The 17,886-nt window shown below is 71.2% G+C and carries 14 protein-coding genes; 5 read left to right on the top strand and 9 right to left on the bottom strand.

Going from position 1 to position 17,886, the window contains the following annotated elements; all coding sequences use genetic code 11:
• Window positions 1-4 precede the first annotated feature (4 nt).
• The 3 genes from C9E82_RS05990 to C9E82_RS05980 all read right to left on the bottom strand — a co-directional run bounded on the left by C9E82_RS05990 (window position 5) and on the right by C9E82_RS05980 (window position 2,952).
• Window positions 5-925 carry a lytic transglycosylase domain-containing protein gene (locus C9E82_RS05990; protein WP_119901099.1) on the bottom strand — a complete coding sequence of 307 codons (921 nt, stop codon included), beginning with the start codon at window positions 923-925 and terminating at the stop codon, window positions 5-7.
• Between the two features lie 35 nt (window positions 926-960).
• Window positions 961-1,872, bottom strand: a complete 912-nt coding sequence (locus C9E82_RS05985; RefSeq protein ID WP_119901098.1) for a hypothetical protein — start codon at window positions 1,870-1,872, stop codon at window positions 961-963.
• A 141-nt stretch (window positions 1,873-2,013) separates the two neighbouring features.
• Complete coding sequence (locus C9E82_RS05980; protein WP_119901097.1) at window positions 2,014-2,952, bottom strand: L,D-transpeptidase; 939 nt, start codon at window positions 2,950-2,952, stop codon at window positions 2,014-2,016.
• Between the two features lie 318 nt (window positions 2,953-3,270).
• Here C9E82_RS05980 and C9E82_RS05975 point away from each other — a divergent pair, with 318 nt between their 5' ends.
• On the top strand, window positions 3,271-3,522 hold the full coding sequence (locus C9E82_RS05975; RefSeq protein WP_119901096.1) for a GlsB/YeaQ/YmgE family stress response membrane protein: 252 nt from the start codon (window positions 3,271-3,273) through the stop codon (window positions 3,520-3,522).
• 116 nt (window positions 3,523-3,638) lie between these two features.
• Window positions 3,639-5,291, top strand: a complete 1,653-nt coding sequence (locus C9E82_RS05970) for an MFS transporter (RefSeq protein WP_122449220.1) — start codon at window positions 3,639-3,641, stop codon at window positions 5,289-5,291.
• A 103-nt stretch (window positions 5,292-5,394) separates the two neighbouring features.
• On the opposite strand, the gene C9E82_RS05965 is transcribed toward C9E82_RS05970, so the two are convergent.
• Together C9E82_RS05965 and C9E82_RS05960 are read right to left on the bottom strand one after the other, a co-directional pair.
• Window positions 5,395-6,990: a hypothetical protein gene (locus C9E82_RS05965; RefSeq protein WP_244936000.1), complete on the bottom strand. Its 1,596-nt coding sequence runs from the start codon at window positions 6,988-6,990 to the stop codon at window positions 5,395-5,397.
• A 58-nt stretch (window positions 6,991-7,048) separates the two neighbouring features.
• Complete coding sequence (locus C9E82_RS05960; RefSeq protein WP_119900961.1) at window positions 7,049-8,707, bottom strand: NAD+ synthase; 1,659 nt, start codon at window positions 8,705-8,707, stop codon at window positions 7,049-7,051.
• 120 nt (window positions 8,708-8,827) lie between these two features.
• Here C9E82_RS05960 and C9E82_RS05955 point away from each other — a divergent pair, with 120 nt between their 5' ends.
• Window positions 8,828-10,291 carry an MORN repeat-containing protein gene (locus C9E82_RS05955; RefSeq protein WP_119900962.1) on the top strand — a complete coding sequence of 488 codons (1,464 nt, stop codon included), beginning with the start codon at window positions 8,828-8,830 and terminating at the stop codon, window positions 10,289-10,291.
• Between the two features lie 39 nt (window positions 10,292-10,330).
• On the opposite strand, the gene C9E82_RS05950 is transcribed toward C9E82_RS05955, so the two are convergent.
• Window positions 10,331-10,684 carry a winged helix-turn-helix transcriptional regulator gene (locus tag C9E82_RS05950; protein WP_119900963.1) on the bottom strand — a complete coding sequence of 118 codons (354 nt, stop codon included), beginning with the start codon at window positions 10,682-10,684 and terminating at the stop codon, window positions 10,331-10,333.
• A 109-nt stretch (window positions 10,685-10,793) separates the two neighbouring features.
• Here C9E82_RS05950 and C9E82_RS05945 point away from each other — a divergent pair, with 109 nt between their 5' ends.
• Window positions 10,794-11,498, top strand: a complete 705-nt coding sequence (locus C9E82_RS05945) for a glutathione S-transferase family protein (RefSeq protein WP_119900964.1) — start codon at window positions 10,794-10,796, stop codon at window positions 11,496-11,498.
• Between the two features lie 69 nt (window positions 11,499-11,567).
• Here the strand turns inward: C9E82_RS05945 and C9E82_RS05940 are convergent, their stop codons facing one another.
• The 3 genes from C9E82_RS05940 to C9E82_RS05930 all read right to left on the bottom strand — a co-directional run bounded on the left by C9E82_RS05940 (window position 11,568) and on the right by C9E82_RS05930 (window position 15,285).
• Window positions 11,568-12,659, bottom strand: coding sequence for a YcjF family protein (locus C9E82_RS05940; RefSeq protein ID WP_183154047.1), 1,092 nt, complete (start codon window positions 12,657-12,659; stop codon window positions 11,568-11,570).
• Window positions 12,656-14,026, bottom strand: coding sequence for a YcjX family GTP-binding protein (locus C9E82_RS05935; RefSeq protein WP_122449218.1), 1,371 nt, complete (start codon window positions 14,024-14,026; stop codon window positions 12,656-12,658). Before C9E82_RS05935 ends, C9E82_RS05940 begins: the two co-directional genes overlap by 4 nt.
• A gap of 98 nt (window positions 14,027-14,124) precedes the next feature.
• Window positions 14,125-15,285 (bottom strand): calcium-binding protein, encoded by a 1,161-nt coding sequence (locus C9E82_RS05930; protein ID WP_119901175.1) that lies wholly within the window; start codon window positions 15,283-15,285, stop codon window positions 14,125-14,127.
• Window positions 15,286-15,390: 105 nt separating this feature from the next.
• Between C9E82_RS05930 and hrpB the strand changes: the two genes are divergently transcribed.
• A complete protein-coding gene (gene hrpB / locus C9E82_RS05925) occupies window positions 15,391-17,883 on the top strand; it encodes an ATP-dependent helicase HrpB (protein ID WP_122449217.1) in 2,493 nt (830 codons plus the stop codon).
• Window positions 17,884-17,886: the final 3 nt, after the last annotated feature.

Genomic DNA, 17,886 nt, shown 5'->3' with positions numbered 1-17,886 from the left:
CGGCTCAATTCGCCAGCACGATGCAGCGCCCGCCCAGGCGTTGCAGGCGCAGGCAGAAGGCGGCGGCCTCGTTGCGGCTGTCGAAACCCACCTGCGCGGTATAGACGGCGCGCTGCATCCCCGTCAGCCGCTTGCGGACATAGCCGACGCGCCGGCCCTCCAGGATCGGCCGCAGCGAGCGGTTCAGCCGCGACACCTGCTGGGCGGCGCCCGACTGGCTGGGATGGCTGGCCACGATCACGCCCCAGGGATGGACGCGCGGCTGGACCATGAACTCGCGCAGCTGCCGGTCGCCGCCCAGCTTCTCGCAGGCGGCGCGGAAGGGCAGGTCGGGGTTCAGCGCCAGCCGCAGGTCGTCGGATTTCGGCGGGTTGTCGCGCCAGGTCAGCGCGTCGTGGCCGGTGATCGCCTCGACATAGTCCTGCGTCTCATAGGGCAGGGTGGTCTGGCGGGCGACGAAGCGCGCCGCCCGGTTCTCGCCGCCGTTATAGGCGATGGCGGCCATGCCGATGCTGCCGAACATGTCGGTCAGGTGGCGCAGGTACCACGCCGCCTTGAAGATCGCCTGGGCCGGGTTGAACGGGTCGTGCAGGTCGTAAAGTTCAGCCGTGCCGGGCATGAACTGCGCGATGCCCTGCGCGCCGACCGGGCTGATCGCGCCCGGCTCGAAGCGGCTTTCCTTCCACAGCAGCCGGGCCAGGAAATTCGGGTCCAGCCCGCGCTCGGCGGCATTGCGCTCGATCAGCTTGCAGACATCGGCGACATAGGCGTCCAGGCGGATGCAGTCGCGCCCGTCATCGGTGCAGCGCAGCTGTTCGCTGTCGCGCGGCGGCGGGCGGCCGGCCAGCGCGTCGACGGCGGGCCAGGCGAAGGCCGCGGGCACAAGCCCGGCCCAGAGCGAGAGGATCAGCACGAACAGGCGCATCGCGTGATGATGCCGGGGGGCGCCGTGCGGCGCGATCAGGCCCCGGCGTCCTTCTTCTTGCCGGGTTTCTTCTTCTTGCCGGGCTTCTTGTCGGCCGCCTTCTTCGCCGCCTTGCGGGCAGCCTTCTCGGCCTCCTTGGCGATCTTCTTCGCGGCTTTCCGCGCGGCCTTCTCCGCTTCCTTCGCGGCCTGCCTTTCGGCCTTGCGGGCGGCCTTGCGCGCCTCTTTCGCGGCTTCCTTGGCGGCCTGCTTCTCGGCCTGGCGCTGCGCTGCGTCATCCGCGACGGCGACGGCAGGGGCGGCCGGGACCGGCGCAGGTTTCGCGGCAGCGGGCTTGGCCGCCGTCACCTTGGCACGGGCAGGCTTGGCCGGGGCAGGCTTGGCAGGGGCGGGCTTCGCCTCGGGGGTCGCCTCGATCTGGCGTTCGGCCTCGGCCAGCGCGATGGCGGGCTTGGCCGGAGCCTTCACCACCCGGCGCGATGCGGTGCGCAGATCGGTCTTGCGGCTTTCGGCGGGCTTGCGGCCGGCGGGCTTGCGCGGCGTGGTCGCCGGCGCGCGTTTCGGCGCCTTGGCCCGTGACGCGGCGGCGGCAGGCTCGGCGGGTGTGGCGGCGGGTGCCGCGACCGCGGCGGGCTTCGCGGTCGCGCGCCTGGCCGGGGATTTCGCCGCCGGCTTTGCTGCCGCGGGTCTGGCGCGGGTCGGCTTCAGCCCGCGCTTGCGGCGTTCCGAGTGGGCCCGGTTCAGCGCCGCCTTCACCAGATCGGCGCGCGTCTTCTGGCCATCCTGGCCCAGGGCGCCGGCGGCCGCCAGCGCCTGGTCGAGATCGGCGATCAGCCTGATCAGCGCCGCGTCATCCAGCGCGCCAAGGGCCGGCTGCCGGCTGGCGGTGCTGAGGGCCTGTTCGTCTTCGGACAGTAATTCGCGTTCGCGCTTGGAATAATTGGGCATTGCAGCTCTCATGAGGCGGATCAGCGGTGCGATCTATACGCGGCGCAGATTGCGACACGAAGCGGGATTTTGCAATTGCAAAGGCCCCGGCGAAGGGCCGGGGCCTGCGGAAAAGGCCGATTGCGGGTCTGTCGCGCGGCCCTACCAGGAGGGCACGGCGCTTTCGACCGGCGAGACGAAGGCCGTATCGGTGCTGGCGAAGGGGTCCTGCACCAGCGCCGGCGAGGCCGGGGCGGTCGAGGCCACCGGGGCCACCGGGGCGCCGAGGGGGGCCTGCAGCTGCTCGGTCAGACCCTCGGTCGTCGCCGGGGCGGTGTCGGTCACATTGGTCGGCTGGCCCGAGAAGCCAAGCGCGCTGGCTTCCGAGGCGGGAACGACATAGCCTTCGGGCGTCTCGATCAGCGGGCCCTCCAGGCGCAGGCTTTCGGCCTGGCTGCGCACGACGACGCGGGTGCCCATCGAGGTTTCGTCGAACAGGTCCATGATGTCCTGGTTGAACAGCCGGATGCAGCCCGCCGAGGTGGCCTTGCCGATCGAGGACGGGTCCATCGTGCCGTGGATCCGGTAATAGGTGTCGCGCCCGCCTTCATAAAGATACAGCGCCCGCGATCCCAGCGGGTTGTCCATGCCGCCCTTCAGCCCGCCGGCGAACTGGCCATAAAGCTCGGGCTCGGTGCGGATCATGTTGTCGGTCGGGCGCCAGCTGGGCCAGGACTGCTTGCGCTGGATCGTGGCCGTGCCGTTATAGCCCTTGCCCGCCCGGCCGACGGCGACGCCGAAGCGCATCGCCTCGCCGTTTTCCATCACGTGATAGAGGACGCGCGCATAGGGATCGACGACAATGGTGCCCGGCGCCTCGGGGCCGTTATAGGGCACGCGCTGGCGCTGGTTGCGTTCGTTCAGATAGGCCGCGCGGACCGCCGGAATGGTGATCGGCTCGCCATTGGGGCCGACATCCGAGCGGGCCTGGTAGATGGCCGGCACGTCGCCATTGGCGACGGGAACGCTGTATCTGTCCGTGGATTGCGAACATGCCGCCAGCCCCAGGGCCAGCGCCGAAATCATGAGAGCGAGGCGCATCCTACTACTATCCTTTGTCACATCGGCCGCACCGCCTGGCGGCGCGTCCGCAGCAGCCGTGGTCGCTGCTGGCAGCTTTTGTTCACTATCGTCGCGCCCGGTGGCAGGGCCGGGCACGATTCGCGCAGAGCTTCATCAGCCTGTCACAGCAGGGTCCCGTCAAGCCCCGCGCCCCTTGCGGCGCAAGGTTTTCCGCTGGCCTGTGGCCATGGGGCGGCAGGTTTTCAAATCTGAGTCGGGAATGGAACAAATCTCCGTCAACACGGGTTCCCGATGTGACGCGGCATCGTGCCGCGTCCAATGGCAGGAGGTGGAAACATGAGCATCGTCGTCGCCCTGATCGTCGGGGCAATCGCCGGCTGGCTGGCCGGTCTTCTGGTCAAGGGCCACGGCCAGGGCGTGGTCCTGAACATCGTCGTGGGCATCCTGGGCGCGGTCATCGCGGCCTTCCTGTTTCCGATGACCGGGCTGGTCATCGGCGGCACCGGCTCGGTCATCGGCGCGATCATCTATGCGACCATCGGCGCGGTCATCCTGTTGCTGGTGCTGCGGCTGGTGAACCGCGCCTGAGGCGGCGGCGCCCGTTTCGCCGGGGGCATCCGCCCGTCCCGCGCGGGGGCGCATGGATTGCCCCCGCGCGCGGGCCGCTCTAGGTTCGGGCCAGCCCCAGCAAGACCGGATCCGCCGTGCCCGACGCCGTCCCGCCCCCGCCCCCGCTCAAGCCATCCTCGCTCGCCCCGTTCCGCCATGCCGATTTCCGGCTGCTGTGGAGCGCGACGCTGGTGTCGAATTTCGGCGGGCTGGTGCAGGCGGTGGGCGCGGCCTGGCTGATGACGCAGCTGACCGACAGCGCGACGCTGATCGCGCTGGTGCAGGCCTCGAACACGCTGCCGATCATGCTGCTGGCGCTGGCCTCGGGGGCGCTGGCCGACATCTTCGACCGCAAGACGCTGCTGCTGACGGCGCAGCTATTCATGCTGGTGGTCTCGGTCGCGCTGGCCGTCGTCGCCTGGCAGGGCTGGCTGACGCCCTGGCTGCTTCTGGGCTTCACCTTCCTGATCGGCGCGGGGCAGGCGCTCTATAATCCGCCCTGGCAGGCCAGCATGGGCGATCTGGTGCCGCGCGCCGACCTGCCTGCGGCGGTGACGCTGAATTCCGTTGGCTTCAACCTGATGCGCAGCGTCGGCCCGGCGGCGGGCGGCTTCATCGTGGCGGGTTTCGGCGCCGCCGCGGCCTTCGCGGTCAATGCGCTGACCTATCTGCCGCTCCTGGGCGCGCTGCTGCGCTGGAAGCCCAGGACCACCCCCAGCCCCGCCCCGCGAGAGCCCTTCCTGTCCGCCGTCGGCGCCGGGCTGCGCTATGTCGCGCTGTCGCCCAACCTGATGCGGGTGATCCTGCGCGGCGCGCTGTTCGGCTTCGCCGCCGTCTCGGTGCTGGCGCTGCTGCCGCTGGTCGCCAAGAGCCATCCCGAGGGCGGCTCGCTGCTGTTCGGCGGGCTGCTGGGCTGCTACGGGCTGGGCGCGATCGCCGGAGCGGTGCTGAACCCGCGCATCCGGGCGCGCTTCGACAACGAGAACGTCATCCGCGTGGCCTTCGCCGGTTTCGCGGGGGCGGCGATCGTGCTGGGCCAGGCCGATGCGATCTGGCTGCACGCGCTGGCCATGCTGCCCGCGGGGGCATCCTGGGTGCTGGCGCTGTCGCTGTTCAACGTGACGGTGCAGCTGTCCACGCCGCGCTGGGTCGTGGCGCGGGCGCTGGCGCTGTATCAGACCGCGACCTTCGGCGGCATGGCGGCGGGGTCCTGGGCCTGGGGCGCGGTCGCGGGCGGGCAGGGGCTGGACCAGGCGCTGACCTGGGCGGGCGGGGTGCTGCTGGTGGGCGCGGTCATCGGCTTCTGGTTCAAGGCGCCCGAATTCGGCAGCGTCGACCTGGACCCGGTGAACCGCTTCCGCGAGCCGGCCCTGCGGCTGGACCTGCGCGGCCGGTCGGGGCCGATCATGGTCATGGTCGATTACCGGATCGACCAGAAGGACGTGCCGGAATTCCTGCGCCTGATGCAGCTGCGGCGCAATATCCGCCGCCGCGACGGGGCGCGGAACTGGGCCCTGCTGCGCGACCTGGAGCACCCGGACCTGTGGTCCGAAAGCTATCACATCGCGACCTGGGACGAATATGTGCGCCACAACCTGCGGCGCACGAAATCCGATGCCGAGGTCACTGTCCTGCTGCGCGAGCTGCACCGGGGCGAGGGCGATCCGGTGGTGCACCGCATGATCGAGCGGCACAGCGTCACGCCGCAGGACGACGTGCCTCTGCTGGGCAAGATCGAGGTGCCCTGAGCGCGACATGGGCCGCGCGGCGCGGGCGGCCGCGCGGTCATGGGTATTTGGGCAACGAAGAAGCGGCGGGCGTCTTCGGGGCCGGGTGGCGGGGAGGCCGCGCCTAGCGGGCGGCCAGGGTCGTGGCCAGGTCGCGGTCGGTCCAGTCCTCCAGCGCCGCGTCGGCGGCCTGGGCGCGCGCCGCGATCCAGGCCGGGTCGTCGCCGAAGCGGGCCTGCAGGCGGTCCATCAGCGCGCGGGCCGGGCTGTCCCCGGCGGCGGCGGCCAGCGTGGCCAGCCGCCATGCCAGCCCGTAGCTGCGGGTCTGCCCGCGGCCCTCGGCCCGCGCCAGCGCCGCCTCGCGCAGCGCCACGGCCGAGGCGAAGGCGTCGTCTTCCAGCGCGCTGTCGGCGGCGGGCTGGGCGGCCAGCAGATCGGCGGTGGCCAGCCGCGCCTCGGCCCGGTCCAGCGCGGCCATCGCCCCCGGCGTGCCGGTCGCCGCCGCCTGCAGGGCATGGACATAGGCCGCGGCCGGGTCGCTGTCGGCCAGAAGATCGGCCAGCGCCAGCGCGATCTCGGGGTCATCCTGCAGCGGCGTCAGCAGTTCCAGCGCGCGGCGGGTGTTGCGGGGCACGCCCTCGCCCCGCGCCAGCGCCAGACCCAGCGCGCGCGGGTCCGAGGCATCCTGCGGGTCGGCGATCAGCGCCAGCGGCGGCGTCGGCAGGGCGTTCGAGAAGGCCGGCATGAACAGCGCCGCCGCGTCCTCGGGGCTGGTCCAGGCGGTGGAATCGAAGGCGATCGGCGCCTGGGGGCGGATCTCGGCGGTGATCCGGCCCGGCTGGGCGACGAAATTCTTCAGCGCCTCGGCAAGCCCCTGCTGGAGCTGGTGCAGCGGCGTGCCCGGCGGGGCCGTCACCAGCGCCTCCATCCCCTGGGGGCCGGCGATATCGGGGGGCAGCATCGGGTTCACCCTTTCCCAGACGCCCAGGTTTTCCACCGTCAGATGGGCCGCGCGCAGGCTGCCATGCAGGCCGACCGAGGGCTCGGACGTATCGGAAGGATTGCCGAAGGGCGTGGCGAGGTCATCCTCGTCGGGCGCGAAGGGGTCGGCGCCGAACGGATCGGTTCGCTGGTCGCCCTCGGCCATCCGGGACAGCAGGTCGGGCGAGAAGATCGAGACATGGTCGAAATCCGCGCTGGCCTCGATCCGGGCGATGCCGGGGCTGACGGCCTCGATGTCCATGACGGCGGCACCGCTGCCCATGCTCTGGCGCAGGTCGATGGCCAGGCTGGCAAGCGGGATGTGGTCGGTGCCCGTCACCACGCCGATCATCGCCGCATTCGGGCCGAAGCAGTTGTTGGCCACCGACAGGTCGCCCGCGTCGATGCGCAGATGCGAGTGCTCGCTATACCACAGCGACAGGCCCGACAGTTCCAGCCGCCCCAGCGAGACATGGCAATTCGCGTGATCGCCCAGCCCGTTGACCTGCAGGTCGCGCAGGATGACGCCGCCCCGCACCGGGTCGGCCTCGATGGCGCCATAGCGGATGTCGGCCAGGATCCGGCCGTAGGAGACGGCGGCGCGCAGAAGGCCCGCGGCGATATTGGCGGGCGACAGGAAGCTGCCCGGCGCCGGCGCCGGCGCGGTCTGGGCCGAGGCGGGCAGGGCCAGAAGCGCCGCCAGGGCGGTGCCGGCGGCAAGTCTGCGGGTCAATGGCATCATCTGAAATCTCCGTCGTGAAAAATCGTCTGCAATGAATTCCCGGCGGTTGCGGCGCTCAAAGCTCGTCGCGCCAGCGGTTGACCAGCGGATAGCGCCGGTCCAGCCAGAAGGCCTTGGTCGAGATGCGCGGCCCCGGCGCCGCCTGATAACGCTTCCATTCGCTGATATAGAGCAGTCTTTCGACCTTGCGCACCGTGTCCGCGTCGAAGCCCTGCGCGACCAGGTCCTTCAGCGCCAGGTCCTGTTCCACCAGCCCCTCCAGGATGGCGTCCAGGACCTCGTAGGGGGGCAGCGAATCCTCGTCCTTCTGGTCGGGGCGCAATTCGGCCGAGGGGGGCTTCTGGATGATCCGCGGCGGGATCACCTCGCCCGCGGGGCCCTTCATCCAGGGCCGGTGATTGGCGTTGCGCCAGCGCGCGGTCTCGAAGACGCGGGTCTTGTAGAGATCCTTGATCGGGTTGTAGCCGCCGGCCATGTCGCCATAGATCGTGGCATAGCCCACCGCGACCTCGGACTTGTTGCCGGTGGTCAGCAGCATCTCGTTGAACTTGTTGGAAATCGCCATCAGCATCACGCCGCGCAGGCGGGACTGGATGTTCTCCTCGGTGATGTCGGGCGCCGTGCCCTCCATCAGATGGGCCAGCGCGCTCTCGACCGCCTGGCGCGCGCCGTCGATCTGGACCGTGTCCAGCCGCGCGCCCAGGCGCCCGGCGCAATCGGCGGCGTCCTCCAGGCTGGATTGCGAGGTATATTCCGAGGGCAGCATCACGCAGCGGACCTTTTCGGGGCCGATGGCATCGGCGGCGATGGTCGCCACCAGCGCCGAATCGATCCCGCCCGACATGCCCAGCAGCACCTTCGAAAAGCCCGACTTGCGCAGGTATTCGCGCAGCCCCAGCATCATTGCGTGGTAATCCTGTTCCCAGGCATCGGGCTGCGGCGCCATCGGGCCGGGTTCGGCCAGCCAGCCATCGGCGGTGCGGGTGAAATCGACATGGACGACGGCTTCCTCGAAGGGCGGCAGCTGCACGACCTTCCGCCCGCCAGGGTTCAGCACGAAGCTGGCGCCGTCATAGAGCTGGTCGTCCTGCCCGCCCACCAGGTTCACATAGACCAGCGGCAAGCCGGTCTCGACCACCCGGCCGACCATGTGGCCCATGCGCAGGTCCAGCTTGTCGCGGTGATAGGGGCTGCCATTCGGCACGATCAGGATCTCGGCCCCGGTCTCGGCCAGGGTCTCGGCCACGTCGGGATACCAGCTGTCCTCGCAGATCGGTGATCCGATGCGGGCGCCGCCCACGGGATAGGGGCCGCTGATCGGGCCGGAATCGAACAGCCGCAATTCGTCGAACAGCTGCTTGTAGGGCAGGTGGTGCTTCAGCACCCGTGCCACCAGCTTGCCGTCCCGGAAGATCCAGTAGGCGTTGTAGAGCCGGTCCCCGTCGCGCCAGGGGCCGCCGATGCCGATGGCCGGGCCGTCCGTGCAGGCCGCGCCGACGGCCATGACCGCATCGACCGCCTGCTGGGTGAAGGCGGGTTTAAGCACCAGGTCCTGGGTCTGGTATCCGGTGATGAACATCTCGGGCAGGGCCAGCATGTCGGCGCCCGCGGCCCTGGCGGTCTGCCATGCCTCGCGCGCCCTTGCCGCATTGCCCTGAAGATCGCCGACGGTGGCGTTCAATTGGCCGATGGTCAGGCGGAAACGTTCGGTCATGATCGAGGTCCCTGTTCGTTCGGCCCCAGAAATAGGGGATAGTCCGGGCAAGTGAAAGACGACCTTTGCGCGGGGGCGGCCCATGCGCTAGACCATGGGCAAAACGCGAAGGGCACGGGCATGAAGGCGGCAACACGGGCAGCGACACTGATGGGCGCGCTGGCGCTGGTGGCGATGGCGGGTGCGGTGGATGCGCAGGTCATCACCAAGGAATACGACGACGGCGGCGTCTATGAAGGCACGTTCCGCAACGGCCGCCAGCACGGGCAGGGCACCTATACGCTGCCCAACGGCTATCGCTACGAGGGCGACTGGGTCGAGGGCGAGATCCTGGGCCAGGGCCGCGCGACCTTCCCCAACGGCTCGGTCTACGAGGGCCATTTCGTCAAGGGCAAGCCCGAGGGCAAGGGCAAGATCACCTATGCCGATGGCGGCACCTACGAGGGCGACTGGATCGGCGGCGAGATCACCGGCGAGGGCGAGGCGCATTACGCCAACGGCTCGGTCTATGTCGGCCAGTTCGCGCGCGGGCTGCACCAGGGCCGCGGCGTGCTGACCCAGCCCAACGGCTATCGCTACGAGGGCGAGTGGAATGCCGGGGTGAAGGAGGGCCAGGGCCGGATCACCTATCCCGACGGCGCCACCTATGAAGGCGGGATGCTGGCCGGCCAGCGCGCCGGCAAGGGCAAGCTGACCATGCCGGACGGGATGGTCTATGACGGCATCTGGGCCGCCGGGCAGATGTCGGGCACGGGCGTGCTGGTGCAGGCCTCGGGCGACCGCTACGAGGGCGAGATGCGCGCCGGCAAGCGCGAGGGGCAGGGCATCGCCACCTATGCCAATGGCGATGTCTACGAAGGCCAGTTCGCCGGCGACCGCCGCCACGGGCAGGGCACCTTCACCGGCACCGACGGCTATGTCTATGTCGGCCAGTGGGTCGAGGGCCGGATGGAGGGCCAGGGCCAGATCACCTATCCCGACGGCTCGGTCTATGTCGGGCAGATGAAGGCCGACCGCCCCGATGGCCGCGGCAAGATCACCTATCCCGACGGCTCGACCTATGACGGGCAATGGGCGGCCGGCGTGATCGAGGGCGAGGGCAAGGCCACCTATGCCAATGGCATGGTCTATGAGGGCAGCTTCCGCAATGCCCGCAATGACGGGCAGGGGCGGATGTCCTATCCCGACGGCTATGTCTATTCCGGCGCCTGGGCCGACGGCCAGCGCCATGGCGAGGGCCAGGCGACCTATCCCGACGGCACCGTCTATACCGGCAGCTTCGCGAACGGGCTGCGCGAGGGGCGCGGCAAGCTGACCTCGCCCAACGGCTTCATCTACGAAGGCGGCTGGAAGGCCGGAGAGATCGACGGCGAGGGCACCGCGACCTATCCCAACGGCGATGTCTACGAGGGCCATTTCGAGGCCGGCAAGCGCCAGGGCCAGGGCGTGATGCGCTATGCGACGGGGCAGGTCGCCTCCGGCGAATGGCAGGACAACCGCCTGATCGAGGCCGGCCCCGCCCCGGAAACCGACGACGAGGCCGAAGCCCCCGAGATGCCCGAGGAGGCGCCTGCGGGCGAGTGAGGCCGCTTCCGGTCACGGGCGTGCAGCAGCAGCGGCCGGCTAGGCCTCGGTGATGTCGGCCTCGTCCGCCGCCTGCTGCCCGCTGCCGTCGGTTTCCTCCCACCAGCTCCCCAGCGCATCGATCAGCGGCACCAGCCGTTCCCCCGCCGGCGTCAGGTCGTATTCGACGCGCAGAGGATAGCCCGCGAATTCGGTGCGCCGCACGATGCCGGCGTCTTCCAGCTTGCGCAGCTCCAGCGTCAGCATCTTGTGCGAGATCGTCGGATTGTCCCGGCGCAGCTCGCTGAACCGCTTGGTGCCCTCCTGCAGGTAATAGATCAGCAAGGTCGGCCATCGGCCGCTGAGGACCTGCATCACCTCTTCGATGGGACAGCGTGAGACGAGATTCTTCATCGGCAGCTCGTGGTTACAAAAAGGTGCGTAATTTACTTGCGGCGCGGGATGGCTAGGGTCCGTCCTCGCTGCGCAGCGTGATCGTCAGGAAATCACGGAGACCGAAAACATGGAACCGATCCTTCTTTACGGCTTCCCCTCGGGAAGCTCGATGGGGCTTGTCGCCGCGCTGGAATGGCTGGGCAAGCCCTACCGGCTGTGCCGCGTCGACATGCTGGGCGAGATGCGCGAACCATCCTACAGGCGGATCAACCCCCGCGTCGAGACCCCCGCCTTCATCACCGATCAGGGCAGGGTGCTGACCGAGACCATGGCCATCGCCGCCTGGCTGGAGGCCCGCGACAGCGAACGGCGGATCAGCTTCGATCCGCTGTCGCCGCAAGCCGACCGGATGCACCAGCTGATGGCCTTCATCAACACGGGCTTCACCGCCAGCTTCAGTCCGCTTTGGGCGGCAATGGAGATGGAGGAGCCCGATCCCGCGACGCAGTCTGTCCTGCGCGACTGGGGCAGCGCAGGCGTGATCGAGCGCCATGACCGGCTTGAGGAGATGATCGGCGACACCCGCTTTCTGGTCGCCGACCATCCCGGCCTTGCCGATGGCATCCTGGTCGGCGTCGCTCGCTGGCTGGATTTCCACGGGGTCGCCGACCGGGGCCGCTGGCCGAAACTTGCCGCGTTGCGCAGCCGCATCGAGGCCGATCCCGCCGTCATCTACGCGACTGCGCTGGAGGCGGGCGAGACCCGGCCGGGCAACGGCGCCTGCGCGGGCCATGTCGAGCTTGCGGAGGTGATCGAGCGGTTCGGGTCATGACGGCCCTCGGCTGCGGGGGCACGGCGTCGGTCCCCGCATCCGGCCGCCCCGTCCGCGGTTGGCCGGGGATTATGAGGACCTGTCGGCCTCTCCGAACAGCCCCCGCAGCCCGCGCGTGACCAGGTTGCCGACCTTCGGGCGGGGCTGGGCCATGAAGGGCAGGGGGCGGCAGACCTCCATCGCGGCGATGCCGACGCGGGCGGTCAGGGCGCCGTTGACCACGCCCTCGCCGAAGCGGCGCGACAGTTTCGACAGCAAGCCGCCGCCGGCCACGGTCTCGATCATGTCGTCGCCCGCCGCCACCGCGCCGGTGGCGACCAGATGCGTCATCACCGTGCGCGCCAGCCGCCAGCCGCCGACCGCGCCGGCGCGGCCGCCATAGATCTCGGCCATGCGGCGGATCATGCGCAGATTGGCGGCCAGCGCCGCCGCCACATCCGCCAGCGCCAGTGGGATCAGCGCGGTGGCGGCGGCGACGGTGCGGGCGGCCGCCTCGATCTCGCGCCGGGCCTGCTGGTCCAGCGGCGCCAGCAGCTCGGTCTCGGCCATGGTCATGAGGGTGCGGGCGTCGAAGGCCTCGGCCCGGCGCTCGGCCAGCCGCTGGCGGCCCCATTCGGTCTCGGGGCGGCGGGCATAGAGCGCGACCAGCCGCTCGGCCACCTCGCGCGCCGAGGCCATGTCGTCGCCGGCCAGCGCCTGCCCGGCCTGCCGCTGGATCGCGTCGATCTTCGCGAACCGCGCCCAGGCGCGATATTCGCGCAGCGCCATCCCCAGCGCGGCCAGGGTGAACAGCGCGAACAGCGTGACCGCCGCCCAGCCCAGGACCGGCCAGCGATCCAGCAGCCCGTTGATGAAATCCAGCGCCGCCACACCCAGCAGGAAAGTGAACAGCGCCACGCCGGAATTGATGAAGAAGCGGGTCAGGGCCGAGGGCGGGCGCCCGACCAGCCGCGTCACCATCTCCATCGTGCGGGGGCGTGGCAGCGGCGCGGCGATCTCGTCCACCGGCGGCGCGTCGGCGGGGTTCGGCGCCTGGGTCCCGGATGCGCGCTCCTCGGTCCGGGGGGCCGAGCCGCGGGCGGGGGCGGCGCCGTCCTCCAGCTCGATCAGCACGGGGCTGCGTTTTCCGGGGCCGCGCTTTCTGGGGGTGTCGTCAGTCACAGCCGGTCTCCGATCAGGAATTCGGCGGCGCGGTCCAGCCGGATATGCGGCGGGCCGTCGCCGGGGCGGGCGGTCATCGGGGCGGGGGCGAAGTTCATCACCGCATAGTCGCCGTCCAGCCAGCTTTCCGCGCCGTCGCGCGCCGGGTGCAGCAGCGCGGCCGGATCGGCGGGCAGCTCGCCCGGATAGAGCGCGGCCTGCCGCCCGTCCAGCAGCCGGCCGCGCACGGCGGGCAGTTCCTCGCCGTTCTGGCGGATCATGTCCTCGGTCGTGGCGCGCAGGGCGGCGATCGACATGGCCTCGGTCCGGGCGCCGGAAAAATCGGCGCGGTCGCGCGCCTCGCGCAGCATGGCCGAGGCGATCGCGGTCAGCCGGTTGTGCTGGACATGGTGCAGGTGGTCGGCCTTGGTGGCGGCGAACAGGATGCGCTCTACCCGCCGCGTGCCCAGAAGCTGCGCCAGCCAGCCGGCGCGGCCGGGGCGGAAGGCGGTCAGGATGTCGGCCATGGCGTGGCGCATGTCCTCGACCGCGCGGGGGCCCTGGTGGATCGCGCCCAGCACGTCGACCAGCACCACCTGCCGGTCGATCCGGGCGAAATGGTCGCGGAAGAAGGGCTTCACCACGCGCGACTTGTAGGCATCGAAGCGGCGGCGGAACTCCTTGTAGAGCCGGCCGTCCTGCAGGTTTTCGGGCAGGGGCGCGAAGGTCAGCGCCGGCGAGCCGGCCAGTTCGCCGGGGATCAGGAAACGGCCGGGGGTGCAGTCGGACCAGCCGGCCTCGCGCGCGGCCTGCAGATGGGCGGTATAGGCCTCGGCCAGCGCCTGCGCGGCGGGTTCATGCAGCCGGTCGCCGGGGTCCAGCCGCGCGACGGCCTGCAGATAGTCGCCGGCCAGCGGGCGGCCCTCGATCCGGGCCAGCACCTCGGCCGACCATTCGCCGAAATCGCGGTCCATCAGCCGCAGGTCCAGAAGCCATTCGCCAGGATAGTCGACGATGTCCAGATGCAGCACCTGCGGGCCGCGCAGGCCGGAAAACAGTCCGCGCGGCTCGGTCCGCATCGACAGGCGCAGCTGGCTGACATGGCGGGTGCCGTCGGGCCAATGCGGGCTGGGCCCGGTCAGCGCCGCCAGGTGACGCTCGAAATCGAAGCGCGGCACGGTGTCGTCGGGCTGCGGCTGCAGCCAGGCGGCCTTCAGGCTGCCATCGGCGGCGGCGCGCAGGGCGTGCATCCGGCCCCGGTCCATCAGATTGGCCACAAGCGAGGTGATGAACACCGTCTTGCCCGCCCGCGACAGCCCGGTCACGCCCAGCCGGACCACCGGATCCGCAAGGCCCAGCCCCTGCATCAGATCGCTGCCGATACCCATCCCGTCTCCGTCGCTGTTCGTCCGCGGAAAGGAACGCGGCCAGGGCAAGATAAGTTCGCGCGGCGCCGATGTGTAGGGCAGCCGGCCCGCCCCGGATGTCAGAGCGCGACGACATGCTGGCCGATCACGACCGAGGCGGTGGCCGGATCGACCGGATCGCCGTTCAGATCGACGAAGCTGTTGCCCTCGAACGGATCCGCGCGCAGGTTCACGGCGATTTGCAGCCCGGCCGTATCCGCAAGGCGCAGGATCGGGGATCCGTCCAGCAGCAGCAGGGAATCGGCGCCGTCCCGTTCCAGCGTGATCCCGCCGGCCGTCCGGTCCGGCGAAAGCGCCTGGACCTGGATCTCGGCCCGATCCTCGGCCGGGTCGAAATCGGTGACCAGCGCCGTCTCGCCGGGTTGCAGGAAGCCGCGCAGCAGGTCCGCGCCCTCGCCCCCCGTCACCGTATCGGCATGGTCGAAGCGGATCACGTCATTGCCGTCGCCGCCGATCAGCCTGTCGCTGCCCGCGCCGATCATGTCGCCGAACCCGAAGACATGCGTCGGCAGCAGGCGATTGGTGTTGTAGGCCCCGTCGAGCGTATCGTGGCCCGCCCCGCCGTCCAGCAGCGCCCCGTCGCCGGTGGTCGCAAGGTAATCGTCGCCCTCGCCCCCGAAGAAGCTGACCGCGCCCAGCCCGGTCGCGCTGACATCCGCCGCGCCGCCATGGAGGGTGAAGTCGCGGCCATAGACCTCGACGTTGCGGGCGGCGTCGCCGAGGATCACCGTATCGCCCGCACCGGCATGGATGCCGCCGCTGATCAGCCCCGAGGCGTCGATATGGTCGCGGCCCTCGCCGCCCTCGACCCAGATGTCGGTGCCCGACACGGTGATGTGGTCGTCGCCCGCCCCGCCATCGACGATGGTCAGCCGGTCCGAGGGCGGGGCTTCGGGCCGGTCGGGATCGTAGCGATAGACCGGATCGTCCGGCGCCTCGGGGATCGAGACATGGAAGCCCTCGTCCGGTTCGGACGGCGGGAAGACGCGGTGATCGGGATGGTCGTCGGTCGCGACCGAGATCCGGTCGTCGCCGCCCAGCCCCAGGATGAGGCCGTGGAAATCCGGGTCGCTGATCGTCAGATCGTCGTTCCCCTCGGTCAGGGTCGTCACATCGCCGGCGGGTTCCAGCTCTGGCTCCGGTTCGGCAGGGTCGTCATTGTCGAAGGCGCCGGCGGCGAAAGCGACGAGGACGGGGGCAAGCAACAGCAAATATTCCACGAAAACAATCCTTCCCTGAATGGATCGCAGGATTGCGGTGGAAGGCGGCCATGTCCAGTCCTCGCCGCGTTGCGCCCTGTGGCACAAACGGGCTATCCCGGCCCCATGACCCAGAAGACGACCGAGCCGCTGCCCATCGACGACGCCCTTCCCGCACTGCGCGCCGCTCTGGCCGCTCAGGGCCGGGCGGTGCTGGTCGCGCCGCCGGGGGCGGGCAAGACGACGCGGGTGCCGCTGGCGCTGATGGAGCAGGTCGCGGGCCGCATCCTCATGCTGGAGCCGCGCCGCCTGGCGGCCCGCGCGGCGGCCGAACGCATGGCGGCGAGCCTGGGCGAGCCGGTGGGCCGCGCCGTCGGCTATCGCATCCGCGGCGAGTCGGTGCCGGGCAGCCGCATCGAGGTGGTGACCGAGGGCATCCTGACCCGGATGATCCAGTCCGATCCCGCGCTGGAGGGGATCGGCTGCGTGATCTTCGACGAGTTCCACGAGCGCAGCCTGAACGCCGACCTGGGCCTTGCGCTGGTCTGGGAGGCGCGGGGCGCGCTGCGCGAGGACCTGGCGGTGCTGGTCATGTCGGCCACGCTGGAGGCCGGGCCGGTGGCGGAGCTGCTGGACGGCGCGCCGGTGATCCGCTCGGAGGGGCGGGCCTTTCCGGTCGAGACCCGCTGGCTGGACCGGCCCCTGCCGGTCGGCGCGCGGCTGGTGGCCGAGGCCGCGCGGCTGATCGCCGAGGCCGAGGCCGCGACGCGCGACATGGGTGGCACGGTCCTGGCCTTCCTGCCCGGCGAGGGCGAGATCCGCCGCGTCATGGCGCTGCTGGCGGATACCGGCTGCGAGCTGCTGCCGCTTTACGGCGCGCTGGATCAGGCCGCGCAGCGGGCGGCGCTGTCGGCGCCCGGCGGGCGGCGGCGGATCGTGCTGGCGACGGCGATCGCCGAGACCTCGTTGACCATTCCCGAGGTGCGGGTGGTGGTCGATGCCGGCCGGGCGCGCCGCGCGCGCTTCGATCCGGGCAGCGGCATGTCGCGGCTGGTGACCGAGCGGGTCAGCCGCGCCGAGGCCGACCAGCGCCGGGGCCGGGCCGGGCGGGTGGCGCCGGGGATCTGCTATCGCATGTGGGCGCGGGCCGAGGAGGGCGCGCTGCCCGCCTTCGCCCCGCCCGAGATCGCGGTCGCCGACCTGGCCGGGCTGGCGCTGGAGCTGGCCGCCTGGGGGGCCGGGCCGTCGGACCTGGCCTTCCTGACCCCGCCGCCCGAGGCCGGGCTGGAAAGGGCCCGCGCGCTGCTGGCGGACCTGGAGGCGCTGGACGAGCTTGGCCGGATCACCGATCACGGCCGGGCGCTGGCCCGGCTGCCGCTGCATCCGCGCCTGGGGCACATGCTGCTGCGCGCCGGGCCGGAACTGGCCGGGCTGGCGGCGGATGTGGCGGCGCTGATGTCGGATCGCGATCCGCTGCGCGGCGCGCCGGCGGATATCGCCCTGCGCCTGGCCGCGATCCGCGATCCGAAGGGGTTCGCGGCGCGCCATCCCCATGAGGTCAACCGCGCCGGCATCCAGCGGATCCGGGACGAGGCGGCCCGGTTGCGCCGGCTGGTTGCGTCCCGCGATGGCGGGGGGGCTCTGCCCCCCCGGACCCCCCCGGGATATTTGCGCCAAGATGAAGGGGCGGCCGGGCGCGTGGCGGCTCTGGCCTGGCCGGACCGGATCGGGCTGCGGCGGCGGGGCGAGGAGCCGCGCTTCGTGCTGTCGGGGGGCAGGGGGGCGGTGCTGGCGGCGGGCGATCCGCTGGCCGGGCGGCGGCTGATCGTGGCGCTGGACCTGGACGGGGAGGGGCGCGAGGCGCGGATCCGCATGGCGGCGGCGCTGGAGGAGGCCGATCTGCGGGCGATCCATGGCGGGCGGATCGAGGAACTGGCGATCTGCGAATGGTCGCGGCGCGAGGGCCGGGTCCTGGCGCGGCGGCAGGAGCGGCTGGGGGCGCTGGTGCTGTCGGACCGGATCTGGGCCGAGGTGCCGGAGGAGGCGGTGGCGCGGGCGGCGCTGGAGGGGCTGCGGCAGGACGGGCTGAGCTGGAGCAAGGCCGCCGCGCGGCTGCGGGCGCGGATCGCGCTGGTGGATGCGCTGGGGCCGGTCGATGACGCCAGCCTTCTGGGTGATGGCGGCTGGCTGCTGCCCTGGCTGGGCAAGGCGCGCAGCCTGGCCGATCTGCGGGCGCTGGACCTGGCCGAGCCGCTGCGGGCGCGGATCGGCTGGGAGGGCCAGCAATTGCTGGATCGCGAGGTGCCTGCCCATTTCGTCACGCCGCTGGGGCGCAGGGTGCCGATCGATTACGACCACGAGACGCCCTCGATCGAGCTGCGCCTGCAGGAGCTGTTCGGCGTGACCCGCCATCCGGTGGTGGGCGGGCGGCCCTTGCGGATCAGCCTTCTGTCGCCGGGCGGGCGGCCGGTGCAGGTGACGACCGACCTGCCGGGCTTCTGGGCCACGTCCTATGGCGATGTGCGCAAGGACATGCGCGGGCGCTATCCCCGCCATCCCTGGCCCGAGGACCCGACCGTCGCCGATCCGACCATGCGGGCCAAGCCGCGCGGGACCTGAGGG

It is taken from the genome of Paracoccus sigandri, assembly GCF_003709565.1.
Taxonomy (GTDB): Bacteria; Pseudomonadota; Alphaproteobacteria; order Rhodobacterales; family Rhodobacteraceae; genus Paracoccus; species Paracoccus siganidrum.
The sequence above is the reverse complement of the archived record's forward strand: the minus strand, read 5'-3'. Positions and strand labels throughout refer to the sequence as shown.

What these genes read in the sequence shown, in the direction of transcription:
- C9E82_RS05990 (WP_119901099.1), bottom strand. Translation starts at nt 925, where the DNA reads ATGCGCCTGTTCGTGCTGATCCTCTCGCTCTGGGCCGGGCTTGTGCCC.
- C9E82_RS05985 (WP_119901098.1), bottom strand. Translation starts at nt 1,872, where the DNA reads ATGCCCAATTATTCCAAGCGCGAACGCGAATTACTGTCCGAAGACGAA.
- C9E82_RS05980 (WP_119901097.1), bottom strand. Translation starts at nt 2,952, where the DNA reads ATGCGCCTCGCTCTCATGATTTCGGCGCTGGCCCTGGGGCTGGCGGCA.
- C9E82_RS05975 (WP_119901096.1), top strand. Translation starts at nt 3,271, where the DNA reads ATGAGCATCGTCGTCGCCCTGATCGTCGGGGCAATCGCCGGCTGGCTG.
- C9E82_RS05965 (WP_244936000.1), bottom strand. Translation starts at nt 6,990, where the DNA reads ATGCCATTGACCCGCAGACTTGCCGCCGGCACCGCCCTGGCGGCGCTT.
- C9E82_RS05960 (WP_119900961.1), bottom strand. Translation starts at nt 8,707, where the DNA reads ATGACCGAACGTTTCCGCCTGACCATCGGCCAATTGAACGCCACCGTC.
- C9E82_RS05955 (WP_119900962.1), top strand. Translation starts at nt 8,828, where the DNA reads ATGAAGGCGGCAACACGGGCAGCGACACTGATGGGCGCGCTGGCGCTG.
- C9E82_RS05950 (WP_119900963.1), bottom strand. Translation starts at nt 10,684, where the DNA reads ATGAAGAATCTCGTCTCACGCTGTCCCATCGAAGAGGTGATGCAGGTC.
- C9E82_RS05945 (WP_119900964.1), top strand. Translation starts at nt 10,794, where the DNA reads ATGGAACCGATCCTTCTTTACGGCTTCCCCTCGGGAAGCTCGATGGGG.
- C9E82_RS05935 (WP_122449218.1), bottom strand. Translation starts at nt 14,026, where the DNA reads ATGGGTATCGGCAGCGATCTGATGCAGGGGCTGGGCCTTGCGGATCCG.
- hrpB (WP_122449217.1), top strand. Translation starts at nt 15,391, where the DNA reads ATGACCCAGAAGACGACCGAGCCGCTGCCCATCGACGACGCCCTTCCC.